Source organism: Roseivirga sp. 4D4 (assembly GCF_001747095.1).
Taxonomy (GTDB): domain Bacteria; phylum Bacteroidota; class Bacteroidia; order Cytophagales; family Cyclobacteriaceae; genus Roseivirga.
Map to the genome: position 1 here is coordinate 889,046 of NZ_MDGP01000001.1, position 23,417 is coordinate 912,462.

Sequence of the window (23,417 nt, forward strand, 5' to 3'; positions counted from 1 at the left end):
AATGATTAAGAGTCTTTTAACCACAACGCTGATGCTCATTGCGCTCAACTTAAAGGCGCAGGAGTATTATCAACCTGAAGTAGATAGTCAGCTGGTAGTACCAAAATTTGCTGTGAAAGTTGTTCCCACTCAACTAGCCTGGAGATTCCCCTCGGTAACTGCTGCTATAGAACATCGTTTGGGCAATAACTTCAACATTGAATATAGATACGGAAGCATCTTGCCTTGGGATGTTTTTGAAGATGACGTAACCTATTTTGCCGATAAATCGGGATTTAAGAGCTCTGTGACTTTAAAAGTGTATGCCAGCGAACCGCAGACTTTATCCGGTTTAAGAGGCTGGTTGAATAGAAATCCAAGGACTGGTATACTGCCGTTCATTGGGCTTGAATTACTCTTCAATGAAATCAATTATGATCGGACTAGGGTATTTAGGCTAGACTGTGGCAGTGGTTGTGAGTACTTTGAAAAGGCGACCTATGGAATTACTAGGCAAGATATTGGTGTACGTTGGAATATCGGTTTCCTTACTCACCTCATAGGCCCAATAGATCTAGAGATTTTAGGAGCAATTGGATTCATCAATCAAGACTTCACACCAGACGCAAGAAGACCCGAAAATTTTGACCGTATGTACGGTAGAGATTATGATGATGAATTCCAGGGAATAGTGCCTTCGCTGAACTTTAGTTTCAAACTGATGTATTCCATTAAATAATTTGGAAACCATATTAACTATTTCCGCTAAATCATTTTATTTGCATTGCTTATCAAGAAAGACGGAGGGACTAGGCCCGATGATGTCTTAGCAACCTGGGTAATACCTGGTGCTAATTCCTAGCCTCGAGCCATCGAGGAAAAGATGAGGATAGATACTCTCTAACTTTCTAGGTAAGCCATATAATTAAAAGAATGGCGAAAAAGATTCAAGAAATCCTCAAGGATAGAATATTGGTTTTGGATGGGGCAATGGGCACCATGATCCAGAGGCACACACTGGAGGAAGAAGATTTCAGAGGAGATAGGTTCAAAGATCACGATCATCCCTTAAAAGGAAACAACGATCTATTGTCTATTACACGTCCTGACATCATCAAAGAGATTCATGGATTATACTATGAGGCCGGTGCTGATATTGCTGAAACGAATACGTTTAGTGGTACGACCATAGCTCAAGCCGATTATCACCTGGAAGATGCAGTATATGGCATCAATTATCAGTCGGCTAAGATTGCTAAGGAAGTTGCAGAAGAGTTCACAGCTCGCGAACCTCATAAGCCACGTTTTGTAGCAGGCTCCATGGGCCCCACGAACAGAACGGCTTCCCTTTCTCCAGATGTCAATGATCCAGGCTTCAGAGCAGTGACCTTTGATGAACTCGTTACTGCTTACAGACAACAGGCAGAGGCCCTTTTAGACGGAGGAGCGGATCTTTTGCTTGTGGAAACTGTTTTCGATACCCTAAATGCAAAGGCTGCCGTATTTGCCATTCAAGAAGTATTTGAGGATAGAGGAAAAGAATGGCCTGTAATGGTTTCAGGAACTATTACTGATGCTAGTGGAAGGACCTTATCTGGCCAGACCACGGAAGCATTTTTAGTTTCGTTATCACATATACCTCTGCTAAGCATCGGGTTGAACTGTGCATTAGGTGCTGAACAACTAAGACCATACCTACAGACACTTTCAAAGAAGGCTCCATTTCATGTGAGTGCACATCCAAATGCCGGTCTACCAAATGAATTTGGTGAGTATGATCAATCACCTGAAGAGATGGCAAGCCTTATAGACGGCTTCTTGGAAGATAACTTCTTAAATATTGTTGGAGGCTGCTGTGGTACTACTCCAGATCACATAAAAATGATTGCGGAGGTAGCTTCAAAACATCAGCCGCGTCCTATTGAAAAACTTATTGAAGCTTAATCCGATGAGCAAAGTTACACTAAGACTTTCTGGCCTTGAGCCATTAATTGTGACACCTGAGTTGAATTTTATCAATGTCGGTGAAAGGACCAATGTCACAGGTTCCTTGAGATTCGCACGACTCATTAAAGAGGAAAAGTATGATGAAGCCTTGGAAGTTGCTCGAAATCAGGTCGAAGGAGGGGCTCAAATACTCGATGTAAATATGGACGAAGGGATGCTCGATGGTAAAGAAGCCATGGTGAAGTTCCTCAATCTTATTGCAGCGGAACCAGATATTGCTCGAATCCCTATCATGATTGACTCTTCGAAATGGGAGATTATCGAAGCAGGGTTAAAGTGTATTCAAGGTAAAGGAGTGGTTAACTCAATCTCTTTGAAAGAAGGAGAAGAAAAGTTTATAGAGCAGGCCAAGAAGGTAAAAAGATATGGTGCCGCTGTCATAGTAATGGCCTTTGATGAGGAAGGACAGGCAGATTCTTATGAAAGAAGAATCGAGATTTGTGAACGATCCTACAGAGTCCTGGTGGATCAGGTCGGCTTTCCAAAGGAAGATATCATCTTTGATCCGAATATTTTTCCTGTAGCCACAGGGATTGAAGAACACAATAATAACGCTACAGACTTTTTCAGAGCTACCCGTTGGATAAGAGAAAACCTTCCAGGTGCCCACGTAAGTGGAGGAGTTTCTAATGTGTCTTTCTCCTTTAGAGGTAACAACCCTGTTCGTGAGGCCATGCATTCAGCCTTCTTGTATCATGCGATTAAAGAAGGAATGGATATGGGCATCGTAAACCCAACTATGCTCGAGGTTTACGATGATATTCCTAAAGACTTATTAGAACGAGTCGAAGATGTGTTGCTCAATAGAAGGGATGATGCAACGGAAAGACTTCTCGAGTTTGCTGAGACTGTCAAGGGAGAAGGTAAGAAACAGGTAAAGGATGACGCGTGGCGTAAAGAACCTGTTGAGAAAAGATTGGAACATGCCTTGGTGAAGGGTATCGTAGAGTTCATTGAGGAAGATACGGAAGAAGCTCGTCAGCAACACGCAAAGCCACTTCATGTGATTGAAGGTCCTTTAATGGATGGAATGAATGTAGTAGGTGACCTTTTCGGCAGTGGGAAGATGTTCTTGCCTCAGGTGGTTAAAAGTGCACGGGTGATGAAAAAGGCGGTTGCTTATCTGCTACCTTATTTAGAGGCTGAGAAAGCGGCCAATAAAGATACTTCTGCGGCTTCGAAAGTGCTGCTAGCTACAGTAAAAGGCGATGTTCATGATATAGGAAAGAATATTGTGGGGGTGGTGCTGGCCTGTAACAACTATGATATAGTAGACATGGGAGTGATGGTACCCGCAGATAAGATTCTGGACAAAGCGATTGAAGAGAATGTTGATGCCATTGGTCTTAGTGGATTAATCACTCCATCACTAGATGAAATGGTGACTGTGGCTAAAGAAATGGAGCGCAGAAATATGAAACTCCCATTGATGATTGGAGGAGCGACCACGTCAAGGATTCATACTGCCGTAAAGATTGATCCGGTTTACTCGGGTTCAGTTGTCCATGTGCTCGATGCCTCTAAGAGTGTTCCTGTAGCAGGAGAGCTAATCAGTGAAGAAACCTATGATCAGTTTCATGGCAAGACTAAAGAAGAGTATGCCAAACTCCGTGAGGATCATGCTAATCGAAAGCAGGTGAAGAACTACATCCCATTTACCGATGCTCAGGAGAATAAAGTCAAAGTAGATTGGGGTGCCAAAGAGTTTGTAAAACCCAAACAATTGGGTAATCAAGTCTTTAAGGATTATTCAATTGAAGAAATTCGCAAGTACATAGATTGGACACCTTTCTTCAATACCTGGATGTTGAAAGGAAAGTACCCAGCAATCTTCGATAATGAAGTCATCGGTGAAGAGGCTAAGAAACTTTTTGAAGATGCACAGATAGTTTTAGATCAGATTATTGAGAATGATCTCTTGTATGCAAATGCTGTAGTTGGATTATATCCTGCCAATTCAATTGGGGATGATATCGAAGTGTATACCAATGATAGTAGAGAAGAAGTACTGACAACCTTTCATATGCTCCGTCAGCAGGGTAAAAAGGGAGCTGGCCTTCCTAATTTATCCCTAGCTGATTTCGTAGCTCCAAAGGAAACAGGCAATAAAGACTATATAGGCGGATTTGCCGTGACTGCAGGCATCGGTATCGAGTCTTTGATTGAAAAGTATGAAAAGGATCATGACGACTATAATTCAATCATGATTAAGGCAGTAGCCGATCGGTTAGCTGAGGCCTTTGCAGAGTTAATGCACGAAAAAGTGAGGAAGGAATTGTGGGCCTATGCTGAGAACGAGTCACTTGATAATGAAACACTTATCAAAGAACGCTACCAGGGCATCAGACCGGCACCAGGCTATCCTGCATGTCCGGATCATACTGAAAAGGAACTACTGTTCAACCTGCTAGAAGCTGAAAAGCATACAGGCATCAGTTTGACAGAATCTTTTGCTATGTACCCGGCTTCTTCGGTTTCTGGATTTTATTTCATGCATGAAGAAGCCAAATACTTCGGCTTAGGTAAAATTGAAAAAGATCAGGTGGAAGATTACGCCAGTAGAAAGGGCTTCTCTCTAGCGAAAGCTGAAAAATGGTTAGCCCCAAACCTGAGTTATGATATTTAGTAAGAACTGAAGTATAGATGTTCGGACGTGTTGACTAAAAAATTAGGTTTTAAAAAAAAGGGTAAGAATGGCAAAAGTGACAAAGTTCGAAGATTTAAAGTGTTGGCAATTAGCTAGAAAGCTTACTTGTGAAATCTTCAGAATGAGCAGAGAGGGCGAATTAGCCAAAGACTTTGATACTAAATCTCAATTTAAAAGAGCTGGATTATCAATTATGAATAACATAGCAGAAGGGTTTGGCCGATACTCAAATAAGGACTTTCTGAAGTTTTTGGACTATTCTGTGGCTTCATGTCTCGAAGTTAAAAGTATGAGTTATGTACTCTTAGATGTTGAGTATTTCTCACGAGACAGAATAGAAAATCTTCAAAGTCAAACAGAGGAAACAAAGGCGACTATCTTGGCTTTAATAAAATATTTAAGAAATAAATGACTAGTCATAGACTTGACTTCAGTACCCCATTACATCAACACTTAATCACATGAGCTTATGAAAGTCACCGAACATATAAAAAACGCAAAGGGAAAGACACTCTTCAGTTTCGAAATACTTCCCCCTCAGAAGGGAGAAAGTGTACAGAGTATATTTAATGCTATTGATCCTTTAATGGAGTTTAAACCCCCTTTTATTGATGTGACTTACCATCGTGAGGAATACATCTATAAAAAGCGAGAGAACGGCCTGTTGGAAAAGGTCTCTACTAGAAAGCGCCCTGGTACGGTTGGTATTTGTGCTGCTATTATCAACAAATATGGAGTTGATGCCGTGCCTCATATCATATGTGGAGGGTTCAGCAAAGAAGAAACGGAAAATGCCCTCATCGATCTGGATTTCTTGGGTATTGACAATGTTTTGGTGCTGAGAGGAGACGCGATTAAGTCCGAAGGTCGTTTTGAGGCCGACCCAAATGGACATTCATATGCCAGTGACCTCTTACAACAAGTTCTAGACTTAAACGATGGCGCCTATCTGCATGAAGAAGTGAAGCGTAACAAAACGGATTTTTGCATAGGTATTGCCGGATATCCAGAAAAACACTTTGAAGCCCCAAGCCTCAAGTCCGATTTAAAATACCTAAAAATGAAGGTTGAAATGGGTGCAGAGTATATTGTTACTCAAATGTTCTTCGATAATCAGAAGTATTTTGATTTTGTCGAGAAGTGTAGAGCCAATGATATCCACGTGCCGATAATTCCTGGCCTGAAGCCAATCACTACTCTCAAGCAAATGAACGTATTGCCAAGTATATTTCATGTGGACTTACCCGATGATTTGGTGGATGCACTTGAAGACTGCAAGGACAATACCGCGGCAAGAGAAGTGGGAGTAGAGTGGGCTATCGAGCAGTCTAGAGAGTTAAAAGAGGCAGGAGTGCCGTGCTTACACTACTACACCATGAGTAAGTCACTGGTGACTAAAAAGATTGCTGAGGCCTTATTTTGATGTCTTAAGACATTTTTTAATCAATTTATACGCCCAGTCATAGTGGCTTGAAGTACAGGATGTTAGATAGGAGCCCATCGAGGTGGTACCGGTCCATTTGTATCTTTTTTTCTCGAAGAGTTCCTCGTTACTGTATGCCTCGATCGTTTGGATCATTTCTTTATGACTTTTGCTAAATAGATCCTTGGCTTCATCCAGGGGTGTTTTTGAATATTTTGCCTGAATTGATCTATTGAGTTCAGGGCAAGTCTTCCAAGTATATCCTTTAGCAGGAATATCTGGTTTGTCACCTGCCATACCCACCTCAACCCAGCTTTGAACCATGGTATGCCAATGATATAAATGAGCGATCACATCCCTGATATTTCGATTTAGAAAACCAGTTGGAAACTCTTTATTTAATTTGTCTTCAGGTAGATCAGATATGAAATTGATCAGTCTCTCATAGTTTTTTTCAGCGAGCTCTAAGAGCTCTGTTTTAGTCTTCGGTCGTGCCATAACCCGTTTTGATAAATCAATATTCGTGTGTTCCTGACGAATATATAATGATTAAGGTTAATTGATTAGCCAATATTTGTCATCATTTGAAAGGTGCCATTCCTTTTTTTGAATAAAGAAGCATCCGTGCTACTTCTATAAGCCCTTTCAGTATAACTTTTGTAATTTGAAGAGATTAAACTTTTCTGCTATGATAAAGAAAATCCATATACTCACTTTTGGTCTAGCGATCATTGCTGTAATTGTTTCTAACTGCTCAGGTGAAAAGAAGTCCTCAGAGTCGATCAATGATAGTCATGTACCTAACATTGTTGGCGAGGAGGTTTCCTACGCAACAGATTCCACTAACCTTAAAGGATACCTCGTTTTGGATGAAAATCAGTCTGGAAAAAGACCTGGTATTCTAGTGGTTCATGAATGGTGGGGCCACACGCCTTATATGAGAAAGAGAGCTGAAATGCTTGCCGAATTGGGCTATGTGGCCATAGCAGTAGATATGTATGGTGACGGTAAAGTGGCTGAACATCCTGGGGATGCGCAAAAGTTTATGAGTCAGACATTTGCTAATATGGATGAAGCAAAAGCCAGATTTGAAAAGGCGATTGAAGTTCTGCAGAACCATCCAGATGTTGATCCAGATAAGATAGGAGCAATAGGTTATTGCTTTGGAGGTAGTGTTATTCTGAGCATGGCCAATGCCGGATATGATCTAGATGCAGTAGCTGCATTTCACGCTGGTGTACGATTGCCAATTCCTCCATCAGAAGATTTAACAGCGCGTGTCTTTGTCGCTAATGGTGCTGATGATCCTTTCGTTCCAGCACAGACTGTGGTGGATTATAAAGCTGCTATGGATGCAGTAAATGCCAGTTACGAGTACATGTCTTATGAAGGAGCCCTTCACGGTTTTACGAATCCTGATGCCGATACATTGGGTGCTCAATTCAATATGCCGCTGAAATATCAGAAAGCAGCAGATGAAGATTCCTGGGGAAGAATGAAATCTCTTTTTGAAGAAGTATTCAAGTAAGCCGATTGTTCTGGTTTAGTGGTAGACTTGGTCAGAATTAGCCTACCTTAGCAGCTCACCCGGAAATGGAGCTTAATGAAGAGTTGTCATTTCACTAACAACTCTTATGACATTTAAATCTCTAGGTCTATCGACCTCATTGCTTCATGCAATTGACAAAGTAGGATACAATACGCCTTCTCCTATTCAAGAAAAGGCAATTCCCGTCATACTAGAAAGAAAAGATGTTTTGGCCTCAGCGCAAACCGGGACGGGTAAGACCGCTGGTTTCGTATTGCCAATTCTTCAAATTCTTTCAGAAGAAAAGCAGCCAAAGAGAAGGCCAGTACGTTCACTGATTCTGACGCCTACAAGGGAGTTAGCGGCCCAAATTCAAGAAAATGTTATCGCGTATAGTGAGTTTCTACATTTAAATTCTACAGTGATTTTCGGTGGGATTAAACAAGGGGCTCAAGTAAGAGAGCTTAGAAATGGAGTTGACATTTTGGTGGCTACCCCCGGAAGGTTATTGGATTTACATCAACAAGGGCTCGTTTCTTTGGCTCATGTTGAGGTTTTTGTCTTGGATGAGGCAGATAGAATGTTGGATATGGGCTTTCTCAGGGATATCAAAAAAATCATGTCATTGATTCCTGAAAGGAGGCAAAACCTATTATTCTCAGCCACTTTTTCAAAAGAAATCAAGCAGTTGGCAGGCTCATTCATGATGGATCCTGTGACGGTAGAAGCAACTCCCGAAAATACTGCTGTAGAAGTCATTGTTCAGAAGATTTATCGACTAGATAGGGCCGATAAGGCAGAGTTTCTGATCAGAATGATTTCAGAAGGAGAATGGCGACAAGTATTGGTCTTCTCCAAAACGAAACATGGAGCTAATCGATTAAGCAAAAAACTAGATAAACGGGGGATCACTTCGGCTGCTATTCATGGCGATAAGAGTCAAGGAGCGAGAACAAATGCCTTAGCGGGGTTTAAGAAGGGAGATGTTAGAGTATTAGTAGCTACTGACATTGCCGCCCGGGGACTTGATATACCCTTATTGCCCCATGTTATCAATTTCGATTTACCAAAGGTAGCTGAAGACTATGTGCATAGAATCGGAAGGACTGGTAGAGCAGGAGCCAGTGGTGAGGCAATCTCTTTGGTGTCAAATGATGACTTGCCTTTAGTAAGAGGGATAGAAAAGTTGTTGGGGGAAAGAATTCCTTCGGAAATTCCTGAAGGCTACAAAGTCACTGACCAACCTGCGGAGCCTAAAGCCAAGAAGGAGCCTTTGACCAGGAAGAAGAAAGAATCTGGTCAGAACAAACCTAACGATTCTCGACATAAGAGAAAGAAGCCTTTCAACGGAGCTAACACTAAGCCCAGGCGAAAGAAAAGAAGGTAATGTTTTTTTGTTTAATGAATTAACAAAAAGTTTAAACAAATGGTAAGTTCTGAGCGTTTGTACCACAAACCGAAAAACTTTGTCACTCTCAGTCCAACAGCTTACGATGACCTCCTCAGTCGAAAGTAAAATAAGCCATCTGCTCGCAGAAAGGAATAAGGAGGCCATTCAATTAGTTTTCACACATTACGGTCCTTTGCTACTGAATGTCATTAATCGGGTGCTTCGGGATGAGGTCATGTCCGAAGATGTTTTGCAGTCAGTTTTATTGAAAATTTGGCAGAATGGGCATAATTTTGACGGCTCTAAAGGCTCTCTATTTACTTGGCTCGTTCGTGTTAGTAAAAATGCTGCGATCGATAAGACAAGAACTAAAGATTATCGACTCTCTCAGGAATCTAAAAACGGAGTTGAAGTCGTAAGTATAGCAGAGAGTGTTTCTAGTGGTGACGAAATGGAGACATTGTATGCTAAACAGTTGATTGCACAGCTTCCGGAGGATTTGAAGACTCTGATAAAGATGTCCTTCTTTGAAGGCTATACTCATAAAGAGATATGCGAAAAGCTCGGTATACCTTTAGGCACCGTCAAAACAAGAATTAGAACTGCTATAAAGCACTTGAGATCGATCATATAATGGATATTCAAGCGTACATATCATCGGGAATCTTAGAGGCCTACCTGGCAGGTGAGCTCAATGAGCAAGAGATGAAGGAGGTGGATAGAATTGCAAGTCAATACAACGAGGTTCGTTTGGAATTGGATTCGCTTAGGGAGAGTTTGTTGAAATTTGCAGAAGCAGAATCCAAATCCCCAAATTCAGAGATTCTTGAAGGAGCGTTGGAATCAATTCAAGAAATTGAGAAGGAGAAGTTTTTTAAAGTTCTTGATGATGAGCCTGAAGTTAAAATTCAGCGTGTTAACATAGTGCCGGTTTGGTCTATTGCGGCTAGTATTCTTTTATTTATTAGTCTGGGTTTCAATTACATTTTTTATTCTCAATTCAAGAATACCAAAGATCAATTGGCCGCTTTGGAGTCTGATCAGACCTCATTGGCTAATCGTGTGAGTCAAACCGATCAACAACTTCAATATGCTCAATTGAGAATTGCTCATTTCTTAAGTGAAGATAATGTGCATATAAGGATGGAGGGTCTTGACTTATCACCAGAGTCTTTTGCAAACGTATTTTGGAATACTAAGAGTAACGCTGTTTTTATCAGTGTAGACAACCTTCCGGAACCACCCCACGGGCATCAATATCAGCTGTGGGCAATAAAGCCAGGACTGGCGCCAATTGATGCTGGTATATTTGATCATAACCAATTGGTTCAGGAATTGAAGGTGATCAAAGGAAACGTTGAGGCATTTGCCGTGACGCTTGAAAAAGAGGGTGGAAGCCCAATTGCCACTGTGGATAAGACCTTTGTTAAAGGTTTTTTGAAAAAAAGTTAACACTTCGAAATCCAAGCCCTCCGAGCAGGTCGTATCTAGGATAGTTTTAATCAAACATTGAAAAATTATCCAATTATGAAAACTCAGAAAATTTTTAGATCATTAGCTGCAACGCTTTTCGCAATGTTACTAACCGTATCTGTTGCTAAAGCACAGTCAAAAGACATCGTAGAATTAGCAGTTGGTGCTGATAACTTGAAAACATTAGTGGCAGCCGTAAAAGCTGGAGGCTTAGTAGAAACTTTACAGGGAGATGGACCTTTCACTGTATTTGCTCCAACTGATGAGGCGTTTGCTGCACTACCTGCAGGAACTTTAGAAATGCTTTTGAAGCCTGAGAATAAAGACAAATTAGTTGCTATTCTTACTTACCATGTAGTTGCTGGTAAAGTAATGTCTACGGATTTATCTAATGGACAAAAGGCAAAAACAGTTCAAGGACAAAATGTATCTGTTTCTATTAGCGGTAGTACCGTTAAGATTAGTGGAGCGAAAGTTGTCGCTGCAGATGTTAAAGCAAAAAATGGTGTTGTTCACATTATTGACAAGGTGATTTTACCACCTAACATGTAAGCGTTAAGTTTAAGGTTGAAAGGCTCCGAGAAATCGGGGCCTTTTTTGTTATAAGGCATTTGACTTGATTCTTTCTGATTGCTAAGAAAGTGAAGGAATGTATCTAATCGTTTGCAAGTACTTCCACAGGGTTCATTCTTGAGCGTTTATAGACTTGAACGAAGATGAGCATCAAGGCAAGGGTGAATGACAAGACCGCAATAAGAACAAATACACTCCAATAATCCACAGGATCAATTCTATAAGCAAAAGACGGTAGCCACTCATTTATAGCAATTATAGAAAGAGGAATGGCCAGTATGTTAGCGATGATAATGATCCAGCAATACTCTATAGTCAGGTTCCAAAGGATTTGCTTCACTTTAGCACCAAGTACCTTTCTAATCGCAACCTCTTTCATTCTCTTGGTTAGGCCGTGTCCAATGAGAGCGACTAAACCCACTAGTGAAATCAAGATGGTTAAGATGCTTGAGTAGGAGATAAGTGAAGCGTTTCGTTCTTCAGCTTCAAACATATCGTTGAAATAGTCGTCAAGGAAGTAATACCCGATTTCATAATCAGGATCAACTTTTTGAAGTGATGTTTCAATATGCTCAATTGTTTGTGGAATGCCTGAGGTACTAATCTTAATGGATAGTGCAAGATTATATGGGCTTCCCAGGCTTAGCACAACGGGAGAGATTTGTCTTTTTAAATGTGAATAGTTGAAGTCTTTCACTACACCAATGACTGGGCCCTTCCGTCCTGCTACAACAATCGATTTACCGATCGGACTTTCATTGCCTGAGAAGAGTAGTCTTTTTCCAGATTCATTGATCAGAAATGCGTTTTTGTCGGTTGTAAGATCTCTTGAAAAATCTCTTCCCTCAAGGATTTCTATGTCATAGGTTTTAATGAAGTTGTAGCCAGTTCTTAGCTCTCCAATGGGCTGAGCTGTATTAGGACTTTCAGTTGCTAAATGAGCCGTTTGACCACTTGATCCTCTTCCCAAGGCAGACTGAGAAGAAGTCATCTCTATAACGCTGGGAGAGGTAAGCACCTCCGATTCAATGGCATCATAAGAAGCTTTGATTTTGCTGCTAAGATTGTTTACAACCAGAATCTGGTCCTTTGAAAAACCAAGGTCTATATTTTTGACATAAGAGATCTGCTTATTGATGAAAGTGAAGTTGATTACAAGTATGATGGCTATTGCGAACTGAAAAGTCACAAGGATCTTACTACCCTTCATGTTTGTTTTGACATTCGAGAAATCTCTTTTGAGAATTCTGGAAGGCTTGAATTTTGAAACGAACAATGCTGGATAAATACCAGAAATAATGCCCAATACAAAGGTTGATACGAACATGCCTAGCATGACCTCGGGCTCAGACCAATAGGTTACTTCAGCAGGTATCTGCATCATTTGACCGAAGGGTTCTACTAACAATTGGGTTATGCCAAGTGCAATGACAAAGGCTATAAAGGTGAGTATGGTAGACTCTCCCAGAAATTGGATAATCAGGCTGTTCCTGTCCGCTCCTATGACTTTTCTAACTCCTATTTCCTTTATCCTTCTTTCATATTGTGCGGTAGTAAGGTTGATATAATTGATGATAGCAATGAGCAATATGAGTATGTCAATTCCTGCCAAGACATACATGGTCTGCTTACTTCCACTCCTGATGTTGCTAGAAATACCCTGAGAATTAAGGTAGACATCTTCAAAGGGTTGGACATAGTTGTCTGACATTGAAATGAAATCTGCAAATCTTTGATTCATTTGATCATTGTATAGTTTCTCAATTTTGGCATCCACTGTAGCGCGATTCACATCACTCGCGTACATGCCATAGCTGTGAAAGTCTAAACCACTTTTATAAGCCCAGGTGTCAAGGTCTGGAAAGCCACTGAGTGAAACGAGAAGGTCGAACTGGAGGTGAGATTTTTTCGGTACCTCAACCACAGATATAATACTGTAGTCGTGCTCAAGGATTTTGATAACCTCTCCAATCGGGGATGTGTCTCCAAAGAGTGTTTTGGACAGCGTGGTGCTTATGACTACGCCATTGTTTTCAAAGGCTTCTTGATCAATACTTTTACCATAGAGCGGTTCAAAGGAGAATATTTTAAAGAAATCATGGTCAGAAAAGTACATGGAACGATCCTTATACTTGGTCTGGTTTGAGATGATTTCAGTCGCACCATAATTGTAAATTCTCGTGGCATACGGCACTTCCGGAATAGACTTGATCATCTCTGGAACCACTGACCCGAAAGTAATTGCCGAGCTGTTTGTGTTCCCACTGGTGGTCGTGTAACGCGAGATTACTCTGAAGATATCCTCTTTGTTTTCATGGAATTTATCGTATTGGAGTTCATTTTGTATAAAAAGGAAGAGCATAAGAGATACGGATATGCCGATCGCTAATCCCATTATATTAATAAACGAGAATGTTTTTTGCCTTTTGATTGACCTGAAGGCTGAAGTGATGAAGTTTTTGAACATTGCTGTTTGTGTTAGATGTTGATTTCCTTTGAAGTTTTTGACTGACCATGGTTTTATGAAATTGAATACCTGAAACCAGAAGAACAGCTTTTTCTGCCAAACTGGCCTTTCTCTCAATTCATCATTGTATTCATAGAGATCACCAATGATCTCTTCTATATATTCTTCTTTACAGATCCACTTGAGCATCTGCCTTGCGAACTTCGGTATGTGGGAAGACCTCTTCAACTTATTGTCAATTCAGGGATTTGCTTCCAGAGATTTACTTTGATATCCCTGCTCTTTTCTAGTGCTCTTTTGCCAATGGCTGTAACAGCGAAAATTCTCTTGCTTCTTCCGCCTCGAACTTCTGTCGCATCGCTGTAGTGTGAGATGGCTAAACCCTTTTTTTCTAGGCGATTGAGGGTTCCGTGTACAGAGCCAATGGTCATCGTCCTATTGGCTTGGTCTTTCAACGACCGTCTAATTGAGAGACCATAGGCATCATCTTTCAAGGTTATAATCAATAGAAGTATTAGCTCTTCAAGCTCTCCGAGATATTCTTTTACCATCTTGATTTGTTCTACTAAGTAGATCAAATATAAGAAATTACTTTATATGTTCGATATAGTAGAACTAATAAGCTATGATTCTTAGTTGAAGGAATAGGGGAGAGTGTATCAGGTTTCAATCCCTTGGAGGGATAGTCGCTAATAAAATCGTCAGGGCACTAAATTGATAGATAAGTTTGGATGTAACCAATCAAGGGTATAAACTTACTCAATGAAAATAATAGAGTGTCCAAGAGATGCTATGCAGGGATTGCATGAATTTATTCCAACTGAGAAAAAGGCGCTATATATCAATCAACTTTTGAAGGTGGGCTTTGATACAATCGACTTTGGAAGCTTTGTTTCGCCAAAGGCCATACCTCAGCTCAGAGATACGGCCGAGGTATTAGACAAACTCAATCTTTCTGAGACTTCGACAAAGCTTCTTGCTATAGTCGCGAATGTTAGAGGGGCTGAACAAGCTATTCAATTTGAGGAAATAGACTACTTGGGTTTTCCGCTGTCAATCTCAGAGCAGTTTCAGCTGCGAAATACCAATAAGTCGATCGATGAGGCACTGGCTACGGTAGCTGATATTCAAAATCTTTGTGAGAAGCATGGGAAGACGCTGGTAACTTATATTTCAATGGGTTTTGGAAACCCGTATGGTGAGCCTTTTAATGAAGAAATTATTGCCGATTTTGTTGAAAAACTCAATGTCTTGGGAGTCCAAATTATCAGTTTATCAGATACCATAGGTGTGGCTGCACCGGATGTAATAGAAAGTGTGTTTGCTACGAGTATTTCGACATACCCAGATATTGAATTTGGTGCCCATTTTCATTCAACACCAGAAAAGACCAAAGAAAAACTTGAATCGGCCTATCTGGCGGGGTGCAGACGATTCGATACGGCAATCAAAGGGTTCGGAGGCTGTCCAATGGCAAAGGATGATCTTACCGGAAATATTGCAACGGAGCGACTCCTTGACTATTTGAATACTGTTGGTCAGGAAACTGGACTGAACAAGAATGCGTTTGATCAGGCTATGGTAATGAGTTTAGATGTTTTCCCTGTAAACTAATGTCATGAGCGTAAGATGTAGTTTGTGGTTATCCATGCTCTTTATAGCAATTCAAGTTCAGGGACAGGACGATCCAGTTTTTATAACTCAAAAACAGGTAGTAAGGGGCATCAATCGAGCAGGGGATGGACTCCGATCAGGTCGACCAGATGTGTTTGAGATAGATGCGAAGAAGTTAAATGACGGAATCGATCGGATTATGCAACAAGCCATTGATTCGATGGCTTTTCCTGGTGGACAGGTACTGATCGCGAAGCAGGGGCTCGTGATCTATCACAAAGCATTTGGCTATCATACTTATGATAAGGTGATTCCTGTCGATACCACTGATATCTACGACTTGGCTTCCGTCACCAAAACCACTGCATCCACTTTAGCGCTAATGAAGCTCTATGATATGGGCTTGTTCAACCCTGATAAAACGATGGGTGAATACTTTCCTGATGTTGCCAAGGGCAAGAAGAAAAACCTTGTAATGCGTGATGTACTGGCGCATCAAGCCGGTTTGAGGGCATGGATTCCCTATTGGTCCGAGTCTCAAAAGCGAAACGGCAAGTATCGAAATAAGACAGTGAGCCGAGATTCATCGGCTAACTACCCTTACAGAATTTCTGAAGCAGGGCTTTTCATGCACAAAGACTTTATTCAAAAGAAGATCTATAAAATGATCAGAAAGTCGAAGGTGAGTAAAGACAAGCGATATGTTTACTCTGGTCTAACTTTCTATCTCATTCCAGAACTGGTAAGGCGATTAACTGGAAAGTCCTTTGATCAATTCCTTTATGACGAGTTCTACGTGCCAATGGGGGCTAATACGCTTCGCTTTAATGCAGGTAAGCAGTTCGACTTAGATAGAATTGTACCCACGGAGGTAGATACTTTTTTCAGGATGCAGATATTACATGGTGTTGTGCATGATGAAGGTGCTGCAATGATGCTTGGAGTTTCGGGTAATGCTGGATTGTTTAGCCGTGCAGCAGACGTGGCTAAAGTATATCAAATGCTGCTCAATGGCGGCCAGTTCGAAGGTAATACCTATTTAAAAGAAAGCACTATTCAGGAGTTCACGGATTGTCAGTTTTGTGAAGTTGGTAATAGAAGGGGGATGGGGTTTGACAAGCCCTTGGTGGAATATGATGCCAACCTGAGCAGTGTCGCCAAAGGTGCCAGCGAAGCAAGCTTTGGGCACTCTGGCTATACCGGCACTCTGGTATGGGCCGATCCTGATAATGATTTACTCTTTGTCTTTCTGTCTAATAGAGTTTACCCCACAAGAAACAATAGTAAAATCTACCAACTCAATGTGCGTCCCGACATTCATAATTTGGTATATGAGTTGTTAAGGGTTAAACAAGGAACCTATACGATGGGGATGCATTGGTGAAGTGACTTACAATTTCCTGGTCTCATTATTCCGTACAAGTTTTTGTTTAGTCAATATGTCCAGGCAATGCCGAATGTTTAATGAAGAATTAATAATGAATAGTTGGAATGCTCTTGCCAAACCTGAACTTCACCTAATCACCTAATCACCTAATCACCTAATCACCTAATCACCTAATCACCTAATCACCTAATCACCTAATCACCTAATCACCTTCCTATCCCAATCTATACTCCTTACCCGGTAGAGGTTTGATAATTCCCTCAAATTCTAGTTGTAACAGGATAGATGCCAATTGGTTCAAGGGGATCTGACTTTGCCAACTCAGGTCATCAAGCTTCATCTGTTGGCCATTCGCTAGTAAGGTATCAACCACCTTCTTCTCAAGCCCTGTAAGCTTCTCGAGTTTGGCAGTGATCATTTGAACTTTTTGTTCTTTTTCCCTATCCCAGTTCAATGCCTCCACAACATCTCGAAAACCTGTATAGATAGATGCTTTATAGTTCCTAATAAGCTGGTTGCATCCCTCGGAATTAGATTTATCTAGTTGCCCAGGTACAGCAAACACCGGCCTCTCATAACTATGAGCAATATTACCCGTTATCAGAGCACCTCCTTTCTTGGCAGCTTCCACCACGATTAGTGCATCAGATAAACCAGCAATGATCCTGTTGCGAGCTGGGAAATATCTTGGGTCAGCCTTCGTGCCGATCGGATACTCGCTGATTAATCCTCCGGCATCAAGCATCTTATTCGCAGTTTCCCTGTTGCCCGCAGGGTAAACTGTTTGCAGCCCGCAGGCTAAGACTGCTATGGTCGGTAGGCTTTCTTCTAAAGCGGCCTCATGGGCTCTAACATCTATTCCATAAGCCAAGCCGGAGATAACCGTTGGTCGGTTGGATTCAGCATCAGCGACAATGCTTTCGGTAGTGGCCAGGCCATATTTAGTTGCTTTTCGAGTACCCACAATACCGACTGATTTATTGGGGTTTAAGTCTACTTTCCCTTTGGTGTAAAGCACTAAAGGTGCATCGGGTATTTGAAGGAGTCTTTTTGGGTAGCTGTCATCTTTCAAGCAGTGAATGGCAATGTTTTGTCTGTACGACTTTTCAATGAGTTGATCAGCCTGTCGAAGTAGCTTTTCTTCATCAGACAGTAGGGAGGACAGTTTTACTCCGAAACCGTTTACCTTAGAAACTCTTCCTTTTGATGCCTTAAAGATCTCTTGTGCGCTACCGAAATGATTAATAAGTTGTTTGGATAGAACAGGGCCTATACCAGAGATAAGCGAGAGCGCCACTTGGTAACGCTGCTCCATCTTTAAGGAAGATTGTTTTTCATCTCTTCAAGGAAAGAACGGACCTTTTGGAGAGATTCTACCAATTCCGCTTTATCATCAATGCTATCCTTACTGTTTTTGATATGGTCTTGGGCACCATGCAGGGTATACCCTTTTTCTTTTACCAGGTGGTAAACCAACTTCAGTTTTTTAAGATCGTCTTGCGTGAATTTGCGGTTGCCTTTTGAGTTCTTTTTGGGGCGAATGAAATCAAACTGGGTTTCCCAAAAACGAATCAGAGAAGTAGCCACGCCAAGCTCTTTTGCTACTTCACCTATGGTGAAATATTTTTTGACAATAGGCTTCTCTTTGTACGGCATATCAGAAAGTTACAAAATATGTTGAAAGAATAACTTTAATCTTAAAGATTAAATATCAACCGAAATAAAAGAAATAATTATCGATTAGAATAAGAACCGAGCGACTGGTTTTCGATAGAAGAAAGTCTCAGTATTTCTTCAAACTCATTGGCATCCAAATCCTTGTAGAAATAATACACAGGGTTCACTGCTTTACCGTTCACATGAACCTCATAATGGAGGTGTGGAGCAGTAGACTTTCCTGAGTTACCAACGTAGCCAATAATATCGCCACGTTTTACTTTTTGTCCTTTTTTGACAATGTAACGGACCATATGACCATATAAGGTTTCAAAACCAAAGCCGTGGTCAATCTTCACGTGATTTCCGAGCCCTGTAAGGTCTTTTCTTGTTCTGGACACAGTGCCATCTGCCGTGGCATAGATAGGAGTACCTCGTTCAGCGGAGAAGTCTGTGCCGTAGTGCATCTTTCTCACCTTTAGAATAGGGTCCATTCTTCTACCAAAACCAGAAGAAAGTCTTCTTAGCTCTTCGTTTGAAACGGGTTGAATGGCGGGCATTGCCGCATAATAGGCTTCTTTGTTTCGAGCCAGATCAAGAATCTCGTCATAAGACTTGGTCTGGATGTACATCTTTTTCTTAACCCTGTCTATCCTTTCCAAGGTACCGACAACCAAGTCTTTATTGTCTAAGTCACTTTCCAGCAGGTTCCTGTATTTAAGAACGCCTCCGGATCCTGCTTCTCTCACTGTACTAGCGATCGGCTCAGCTTCAAAAACAGTTCGGTAAACGTGATCGTCCTTTTCTTGCAAGACCCCAAGCATGTTGTCCATGCCCGTCAACTGTTCCTGCATTAGATCATAATACAGTTTAAGCTCCTCATTTTCCTTGATAAGGGCCATTTCTTTAGGAGATTCGAAGTACCTAGAGAGTACTACAATAATGCCTATGGCGAGCACCACAGCGAGGGACGTAAAACCCAATGCATTGATGATTATATCGCTTTTTTTAACCTTTACCCGTTCGTATTTACAGGTCTCGGTATCGTAGTAATATTTTATTTTAGACATTAAGAATCCTTTTTGAAATTCTCCTAATTTTGTGGCTTTGCTTTTAATGCATAGACCCAGCAAAATTAATAAAATTAATCAAACGCACTTTAGCAGATAACAGTTCCGGTATGCAGTCGAGAGAGATAAGGTCGAAGTTCATCGAATTCTTCGAAAAGAAGCAACACAAGTACGTGCCATCAGCCCCTATGGTGCTGAAAAATGATCCGACATTGATGTTTACCAATGCTGGTATGAACCAGTTTAAAGACCTCTTTCTGGGGAATGCTAAGGCTGATTATACGCGTGCAGTGAATAGTCAAAAGTGTCTGCGGGTTTCTGGTAAACACAATGACTTGGAAGAAGTAGGTATTGATACCTACCACCATACCATGTTTGAAATGCTCGGTAATTGGTCTTTTGGTGATTATTTCAAGAAAGATGCGATCAGTTGGGCCTGGGAGTTGCTAACGGAGGTTTATGGATTACCAAAAGATCGACTTTATGTAACGGTTTTCGAAGGAGATAAGGCCGATAACCTGGCTTTTGATCAGGAGGCTTATGATTACTGGAAAGCGTTTATCGATGAATCACGCATCCTCAATGGAGATAAAAAGGATAATTTCTGGGAAATGGGCGATACGGGACCGTGTGGGCCATGTTCAGAAATACACATTGACCTGCGTTCTGAAGAAGAAATCGCAAAAGTGCCAGGTAAGGATCTTGTCAATATGGATCATCCTCAGGTGGTTGAAGTTTGGAACCTTGTATTTATGCAATTCGATCGTAAAGCCGATGGTCATTTGGATAACCTTCCGGCTCAGCATATCGATACAGGAATGGGTTTTGAGCGTTTGGCGATGGCTTTACAAGGAAAGCTATCTAATTACGATACAGACATCTTTATGCCATTAATCGATCACCTATCTGCTAAAGCAGGAGTGAAGTATGGTGTAAAGGAAGAAACAGATATTGCGCTTCGCGTGATTGTTGATCATATCAGAGCGATCTCTTTTGCTATAGCAGACGATCAGTTGCCATCGAATAATAAAGCTGGTTATGTGATCAGGCGAATTCTAAGAAGAGCTGTGCGCTATGGCTATACTTTCCTCAACTTGAAAGAGCCTTTTATGTACGAACTGGTCGAGGTATTAGCCGGTCAATACAAGGGATTCTTTGATGAGTTAGAAAGTCAAAAAGACCTGATTGCTAAAGTGATTCGTGAGGAAGAATCCTCATTCCTAAGAACTTTAGAGAATGGACTGAAGCGACTCGATCAAATAAAACAAAGACTTGAAGAAAGTGGCACTAAAACCATTGATGGTCAGGAAGTTTTCGAACTTTATGACACTTTTGGTTTTCCATTGGATCTTACTGCATTGATCGCCCGTGAGAACAGTTTGACGATTGATGAGGCTGGCTTTACGGCTGCTATGGAAACCCAAAAGCAACGCTCTAAGGCTGATGCCGTTTCAGAGAAGGGTGATTGGATTGAAGTGCATGGAGAAGATTCGGTAGAATTTGTTGGTTATGATCAGGAAGAATCAGAGGCTAAGATCATCAAATACCGTGAAATCAAAGAGAAGAAAGGCAAAGTCTTTCAAGTGGTTTTAAACAAAACTCCTTTCTATGGAGAGAGTGGTGGACAGATAGGCGATACTGGAGTATTGACCAATGATGCTGAAACGGTGAAAGTGATCAACACATTGAAGGAGAATGACCTGATCGTTCATTACACGGATAAAATACCAAGCAATCCACAAGCGACTTTCAAAGCAGTTATCAATAGCGATAGAAGAACACTGATCAGAAGTAACCACAGTGCAACGCATTTACTACATGCAGCGCTGAGAGATACATTGGGCACACATGTTCAGCAGAAAGGTTCCTTGGTGTCTGATAATGTCCTCAGGTTTGACTTTTCGCACTTCTCAAAAGTAGAAGATGAGCAGATAGAAGAAATCGAGCGCATTGTGAATGACCATATTCGCAAAAACATTGCTCTGGATGAAAAGAGAAATGTCCCGATCGCTGATGCAAAGGCTTTAGGTGCAATGGCGCTCTTTGGAGAAAAGTATGGAGATCATGTTCGTGTGATCACTTTTGACCCTGAGTACTCTGTTGAGCTCTGTGGAGGAACGCATGTTACGGCCACCGGAGATATTGGAATGTTCAAGATAGTTTCAGAAAGCGCTGTTGCTGCAGGTGTGAGAAGGATAGAGGCTTATACAGGCCCGAAAGCCTTCGCTTTTGTTCAGAAACAAGAGAAGGAATTGAATGAGGTGAAGGAGCTTCTAAAGAATCCTAAAGAAGTAACTAAAGCCATATCAAGCCTTATTGATGATCAGAAGCGATTGACTAAAATCATTGAAGGACTTCATGCCAAGCAGTCTGGCTTGATCAAGCAAGATCTATTGAGTCAAGTGGTTGAAGGAAATGGGTTTAATTACCTGGTTACTAAAGTTTTATTGCCTAATGGTGATGTGCTAAAAAAGCTATCCTTTGAGCTTAAAAATGAAGTAGATAACCTTGTTGCAGTATTGGCTGCTGACGTTGATGGTAAGCCTCAGATAGCCGTGGTAATCGATGAAAAGCTCGTTGCGGATAAAGGGCTCAACGCTGGTCAGATGGTTCGCGAACTGGCTAAGGAGATCAAAGGTGGAGGTGGTGGACAGCCATTCTTTGCTACCGCTGGTGGTAAAGATCTTTTCGGTTTGGATAGAGTAGCCGAGAAGGCCAATGAAATGATTGCTGCTTTGTGAACAAAGTCATCACCAAATTAAGAGACGCGGGTTTTCAGGCGGTTGTTGGCCTTGAGGTTCATGTACAGCTGAATACGGATTCAAAGATATTTTCTTCAGATCCGAATACCTCTGATGCACAACCCAATGAGAACATCAGTGTCATTTCATTAGGACATCCTGGCACACTGCCCGTTTTGAATAAGGAGGTGGTAGAAAAGGCCATTCTTATGGGCTTAGCCTGTGGTTGTGAGATTACGGAAGTCAATCATTTTGCCCGTAAGAGCTATTTCTATCCGGATTTACCGAAGGGTTATCAGACAACACAGGATAAAACACCGATCTGTGTTGGCGGAAAGGTAGAATTATTCGGAGAAGGTTTTCAGCAGCCTTATGTAGAGCTCCACCATATCCATATGGAAGAGGATGCGGGCAAGTCGATTCATGATGAAGGAGAATCTACTCTAATCGACTTGAACAGGGCAGGAAGTCCATTAATTGAAATTGTGACCGAACCAAGTATCAAAGGTCCGGATGAGGCATCGGCCTTTTTACAAGAAATTCGAAGAATTGTACGCTTTTTAGGCATTAGTGAGGCCAATATGGAGAAAGGAGAACTTCGTTGTGATGCCAATATCTCAATCATGCCAATTGGTTCAGAACAGTTGGGAAATAAGGTAGAGGTGAAGAACATGAACTCCTTTAGCAATGTTCGTAGGGCGATTTCGCATGAACTCGAGCGTCAATTGAAGATGCTCCAGTCTAATGAACACATTGATGTCGAGACAAGGACCTTTGACCCAAATACAGGAAAGACTGCCAGCATGAGATTTAAAGAAACGATGAATGATTATCGTTACTTTCCTTGCCCAGATTTGCCTCCTGTGGTAATAGAAGCACCATATCTAGACTCATTGAAGGCTAATATGGAAACCACACCAAGTGAGTACAGGCAACTATTCAAAGCTGAATATCAGCTATCTGACTACGATATTGCGCTTTTAACGGAAGAGAAGGAAACTGCCAGATACTTTCATGCGTTGTGTGAGAAGGTAGCGAACAAGAAGGCTGCGGCCAATTGGCTCAATGGTGCAGTAAAGGGTCTGTTGAATGAAAGAAACTTGTCCATTGATGAACTTGGAATTTCGATAGAAAGAATGGCAGGTTTGATCGATCTCTTAGAAGCGGGTCGCTTGAATAATACAGTTGCCACTCATACCGTTTTGCCTGAGATGCTCAACAATGATTTGAGTGCTTTGCATATCGCTGAAAGCAAGGATTTACTCTCAGTTGATAATGTAGACGCCCTTGATGACATGGTAACGGAGGTATTATTATCTTTACCCAAGGAAGTGGAAGCCTTTAAACAAGGCAAAAAGAAATTAATGGGACTGTTTATGGGCCAAGTGATGAAAAAGAGCCAGGGCAAAGCAGATGCAAAACAGGTCCAGAAAATATTGAATAAGAAGTTAAACGGATAGGA

20 protein-coding genes and 1 riboswitch are annotated in these 23,417 nt (G+C 41.3%); of the genes, 14 read left to right on the top strand and 6 right to left on the bottom strand.

Features of this window, described 5'->3' with window-relative positions; translation table 11 throughout:
* Position 1: 1 nt before the first annotated feature.
* From BFP97_RS03870 to metF, 5 genes are all read left to right on the top strand, one after another.
* Positions 2-718: a hypothetical protein gene (locus BFP97_RS03870; protein ID WP_139135175.1), complete on the top strand. Its 717-nt coding sequence runs from the start codon at positions 2-4 to the stop codon at positions 716-718.
* Positions 719-764: 46 nt separating this feature from the next.
* Positions 765-869: riboswitch (SAM riboswitch) on the top strand.
* 43 nt (positions 870-912) lie between these two features.
* Positions 913-1,923, top strand: coding sequence for a homocysteine S-methyltransferase family protein (locus BFP97_RS20910; RefSeq protein ID WP_069841152.1), 1,011 nt, complete (start codon positions 913-915; stop codon positions 1,921-1,923).
* A 4-nt stretch (positions 1,924-1,927) separates the two neighbouring features.
* Positions 1,928-4,612 carry a methionine synthase gene (gene metH, locus BFP97_RS03880; RefSeq protein ID WP_083262688.1) on the top strand — a complete coding sequence of 895 codons (2,685 nt, stop codon included), beginning with the start codon at positions 1,928-1,930 and terminating at the stop codon, positions 4,610-4,612.
* Positions 4,613-4,679: 67 nt separating this feature from the next.
* Entirely contained in the window at positions 4,680-5,045 is a 366-nt protein-coding gene (locus tag BFP97_RS03885; RefSeq protein ID WP_069841154.1) for a four helix bundle protein, read from the top strand.
* Between the two features lie 57 nt (positions 5,046-5,102).
* Positions 5,103-6,056, top strand: a complete 954-nt coding sequence (gene metF / locus BFP97_RS03890; protein ID WP_069841155.1) for a methylenetetrahydrofolate reductase [NAD(P)H] — start codon at positions 5,103-5,105, stop codon at positions 6,054-6,056.
* Here metF and BFP97_RS03895 read toward each other — a convergent pair.
* Positions 6,048-6,554 (bottom strand): ClbS/DfsB family four-helix bundle protein, encoded by a 507-nt coding sequence (locus BFP97_RS03895; RefSeq protein WP_069841156.1) that lies wholly within the window; start codon positions 6,552-6,554, stop codon positions 6,048-6,050. The two genes, metF and BFP97_RS03895, sit on opposite strands and share 9 nt — an antisense overlap.
* 190 nt (positions 6,555-6,744) lie before the next feature.
* Between BFP97_RS03895 and BFP97_RS03900 the strand changes: the two genes are divergently transcribed.
* From BFP97_RS03900 to BFP97_RS03920, 5 genes are all read left to right on the top strand, one after another.
* Positions 6,745-7,584, top strand: a complete 840-nt coding sequence (locus tag BFP97_RS03900; protein WP_069841157.1) for a dienelactone hydrolase family protein — start codon at positions 6,745-6,747, stop codon at positions 7,582-7,584.
* Positions 7,585-7,690: 106 nt separating this feature from the next.
* Complete coding sequence (locus BFP97_RS03905; protein WP_069841158.1) at positions 7,691-8,971, top strand: DEAD/DEAH box helicase; 1,281 nt, start codon at positions 7,691-7,693, stop codon at positions 8,969-8,971.
* Positions 8,972-9,050: 79 nt separating this feature from the next.
* A complete protein-coding gene (locus BFP97_RS03910) occupies positions 9,051-9,608 on the top strand; it encodes an RNA polymerase sigma factor (protein ID WP_221406587.1) in 558 nt (185 codons plus the stop codon).
* A complete protein-coding gene (locus tag BFP97_RS03915; RefSeq protein ID WP_069841160.1) occupies positions 9,608-10,426 on the top strand; it encodes an anti-sigma factor domain-containing protein in 819 nt (272 codons plus the stop codon). The genes BFP97_RS03910 and BFP97_RS03915 overlap by 1 nt, the downstream gene beginning before the upstream one ends.
* 75 nt (positions 10,427-10,501) lie before the next feature.
* Complete coding sequence (locus BFP97_RS03920; RefSeq protein WP_083262414.1) at positions 10,502-10,999, top strand: fasciclin domain-containing protein; 498 nt, start codon at positions 10,502-10,504, stop codon at positions 10,997-10,999.
* A 103-nt stretch (positions 11,000-11,102) separates the two neighbouring features.
* Here the strand turns inward: BFP97_RS03920 and BFP97_RS03925 are convergent, their stop codons facing one another.
* Both BFP97_RS03925 and BFP97_RS03930 read right to left on the bottom strand, forming a co-directional pair.
* The gene (locus tag BFP97_RS03925; RefSeq protein ID WP_069841161.1) at positions 11,103-13,676 is read right to left on the bottom strand and encodes an FtsX-like permease family protein; all 2,574 of its coding nucleotides are present in this window, start codon (positions 13,674-13,676) and stop codon (positions 11,103-11,105) included.
* Between the two features lie 35 nt (positions 13,677-13,711).
* The gene (locus tag BFP97_RS03930) at positions 13,712-14,038 is read right to left on the bottom strand and encodes a PadR family transcriptional regulator (protein ID WP_069841162.1); all 327 of its coding nucleotides are present in this window, start codon (positions 14,036-14,038) and stop codon (positions 13,712-13,714) included.
* A gap of 211 nt (positions 14,039-14,249) precedes the next feature.
* On the opposite strand from BFP97_RS03930, the gene BFP97_RS03935 reads away from it, so the two are divergent.
* Both BFP97_RS03935 and BFP97_RS03940 read left to right on the top strand, forming a co-directional pair.
* Positions 14,250-15,101: a hydroxymethylglutaryl-CoA lyase gene (locus tag BFP97_RS03935; RefSeq protein ID WP_069841163.1), complete on the top strand. Its 852-nt coding sequence runs from the start codon at positions 14,250-14,252 to the stop codon at positions 15,099-15,101.
* Between the two features lie 4 nt (positions 15,102-15,105).
* Positions 15,106-16,485 (top strand): serine hydrolase domain-containing protein, encoded by a 1,380-nt coding sequence (locus BFP97_RS03940; RefSeq protein WP_083262415.1) that lies wholly within the window; start codon positions 15,106-15,108, stop codon positions 16,483-16,485.
* A gap of 217 nt (positions 16,486-16,702) precedes the next feature.
* Here BFP97_RS03940 and dprA read toward each other — a convergent pair whose 3' ends face one another.
* From dprA to BFP97_RS03955, 3 genes are all read right to left on the bottom strand, one after another.
* A complete protein-coding gene (dprA, locus tag BFP97_RS03945; RefSeq protein WP_069841165.1) occupies positions 16,703-17,803 on the bottom strand; it encodes a DNA-processing protein DprA in 1,101 nt (366 codons plus the stop codon).
* A gap of 2 nt (positions 17,804-17,805) precedes the next feature.
* Positions 17,806-18,144 carry a MerR family transcriptional regulator gene (locus BFP97_RS03950; protein ID WP_069841166.1) on the bottom strand — a complete coding sequence of 113 codons (339 nt, stop codon included), beginning with the start codon at positions 18,142-18,144 and terminating at the stop codon, positions 17,806-17,808.
* A gap of 77 nt (positions 18,145-18,221) precedes the next feature.
* Entirely contained in the window at positions 18,222-19,214 is a 993-nt protein-coding gene (locus BFP97_RS03955) for a M23 family metallopeptidase (RefSeq protein WP_069844191.1), read from the bottom strand.
* A 110-nt stretch (positions 19,215-19,324) separates the two neighbouring features.
* On the opposite strand from BFP97_RS03955, the gene alaS reads away from it, so the two are divergent.
* Together alaS and gatB are read left to right on the top strand one after the other, a co-directional pair.
* A complete protein-coding gene (alaS, locus tag BFP97_RS03960) occupies positions 19,325-21,955 on the top strand; it encodes an alanine--tRNA ligase (RefSeq protein WP_069841167.1) in 2,631 nt (876 codons plus the stop codon).
* Positions 21,952-23,415 (top strand): Asp-tRNA(Asn)/Glu-tRNA(Gln) amidotransferase subunit GatB, encoded by a 1,464-nt coding sequence (gene gatB, locus BFP97_RS03965; protein ID WP_069841168.1) that lies wholly within the window; start codon positions 21,952-21,954, stop codon positions 23,413-23,415. Before alaS ends, gatB begins: the two co-directional genes overlap by 4 nt.
* The last annotated feature ends 2 nt before the right edge of the window (positions 23,416-23,417 follow it).

Excerpts from the sequence above, each read along its gene's own strand:
- BFP97_RS03900 (WP_069841157.1), top strand. The coding sequence starts at position 6,745 with ATGATAAAGAAAATCCATATACTCACTTTTGGTCTAGCGATCATTGCT.
- BFP97_RS03940 (WP_083262415.1), top strand. The coding sequence starts at position 15,106 with ATGAGCGTAAGATGTAGTTTGTGGTTATCCATGCTCTTTATAGCAATT.
- BFP97_RS03915 (WP_069841160.1), top strand. The coding sequence starts at position 9,608 with ATGGATATTCAAGCGTACATATCATCGGGAATCTTAGAGGCCTACCTG.
- BFP97_RS20910 (WP_069841152.1), top strand. The coding sequence starts at position 913 with ATGGCGAAAAAGATTCAAGAAATCCTCAAGGATAGAATATTGGTTTTG.
- BFP97_RS03870 (WP_139135175.1), top strand. The coding sequence starts at position 2 with ATGATTAAGAGTCTTTTAACCACAACGCTGATGCTCATTGCGCTCAAC.
- BFP97_RS03930 (WP_069841162.1), bottom strand. The coding sequence starts at position 14,038 with ATGGTAAAAGAATATCTCGGAGAGCTTGAAGAGCTAATACTTCTATTG.
- BFP97_RS03905 (WP_069841158.1), top strand. The coding sequence starts at position 7,691 with ATGACATTTAAATCTCTAGGTCTATCGACCTCATTGCTTCATGCAATT.
- BFP97_RS03925 (WP_069841161.1), bottom strand. The coding sequence starts at position 13,676 with ATGCTCAAGTGGATCTGTAAAGAAGAATATATAGAAGAGATCATTGGT.
- BFP97_RS03935 (WP_069841163.1), top strand. The coding sequence starts at position 14,250 with ATGAAAATAATAGAGTGTCCAAGAGATGCTATGCAGGGATTGCATGAA.
- BFP97_RS03885 (WP_069841154.1), top strand. The coding sequence starts at position 4,680 with ATGGCAAAAGTGACAAAGTTCGAAGATTTAAAGTGTTGGCAATTAGCT.
- metH (WP_083262688.1), top strand. The coding sequence starts at position 1,928 with ATGAGCAAAGTTACACTAAGACTTTCTGGCCTTGAGCCATTAATTGTG.
- BFP97_RS03895 (WP_069841156.1), bottom strand. The coding sequence starts at position 6,554 with ATGGCACGACCGAAGACTAAAACAGAGCTCTTAGAGCTCGCTGAAAAA.
- BFP97_RS03920 (WP_083262414.1), top strand. The coding sequence starts at position 10,502 with ATGAAAACTCAGAAAATTTTTAGATCATTAGCTGCAACGCTTTTCGCA.
- metF (WP_069841155.1), top strand. The coding sequence starts at position 5,103 with ATGAAAGTCACCGAACATATAAAAAACGCAAAGGGAAAGACACTCTTC.
- alaS (WP_069841167.1), top strand. The coding sequence starts at position 19,325 with ATGCAGTCGAGAGAGATAAGGTCGAAGTTCATCGAATTCTTCGAAAAG.
- dprA (WP_069841165.1), bottom strand. The coding sequence starts at position 17,803 with ATGGAGCAGCGTTACCAAGTGGCGCTCTCGCTTATCTCTGGTATAGGC.
- BFP97_RS03955 (WP_069844191.1), bottom strand. The coding sequence starts at position 19,214 with ATGTCTAAAATAAAATATTACTACGATACCGAGACCTGTAAATACGAA.
- BFP97_RS03950 (WP_069841166.1), bottom strand. The coding sequence starts at position 18,144 with ATGCCGTACAAAGAGAAGCCTATTGTCAAAAAATATTTCACCATAGGT.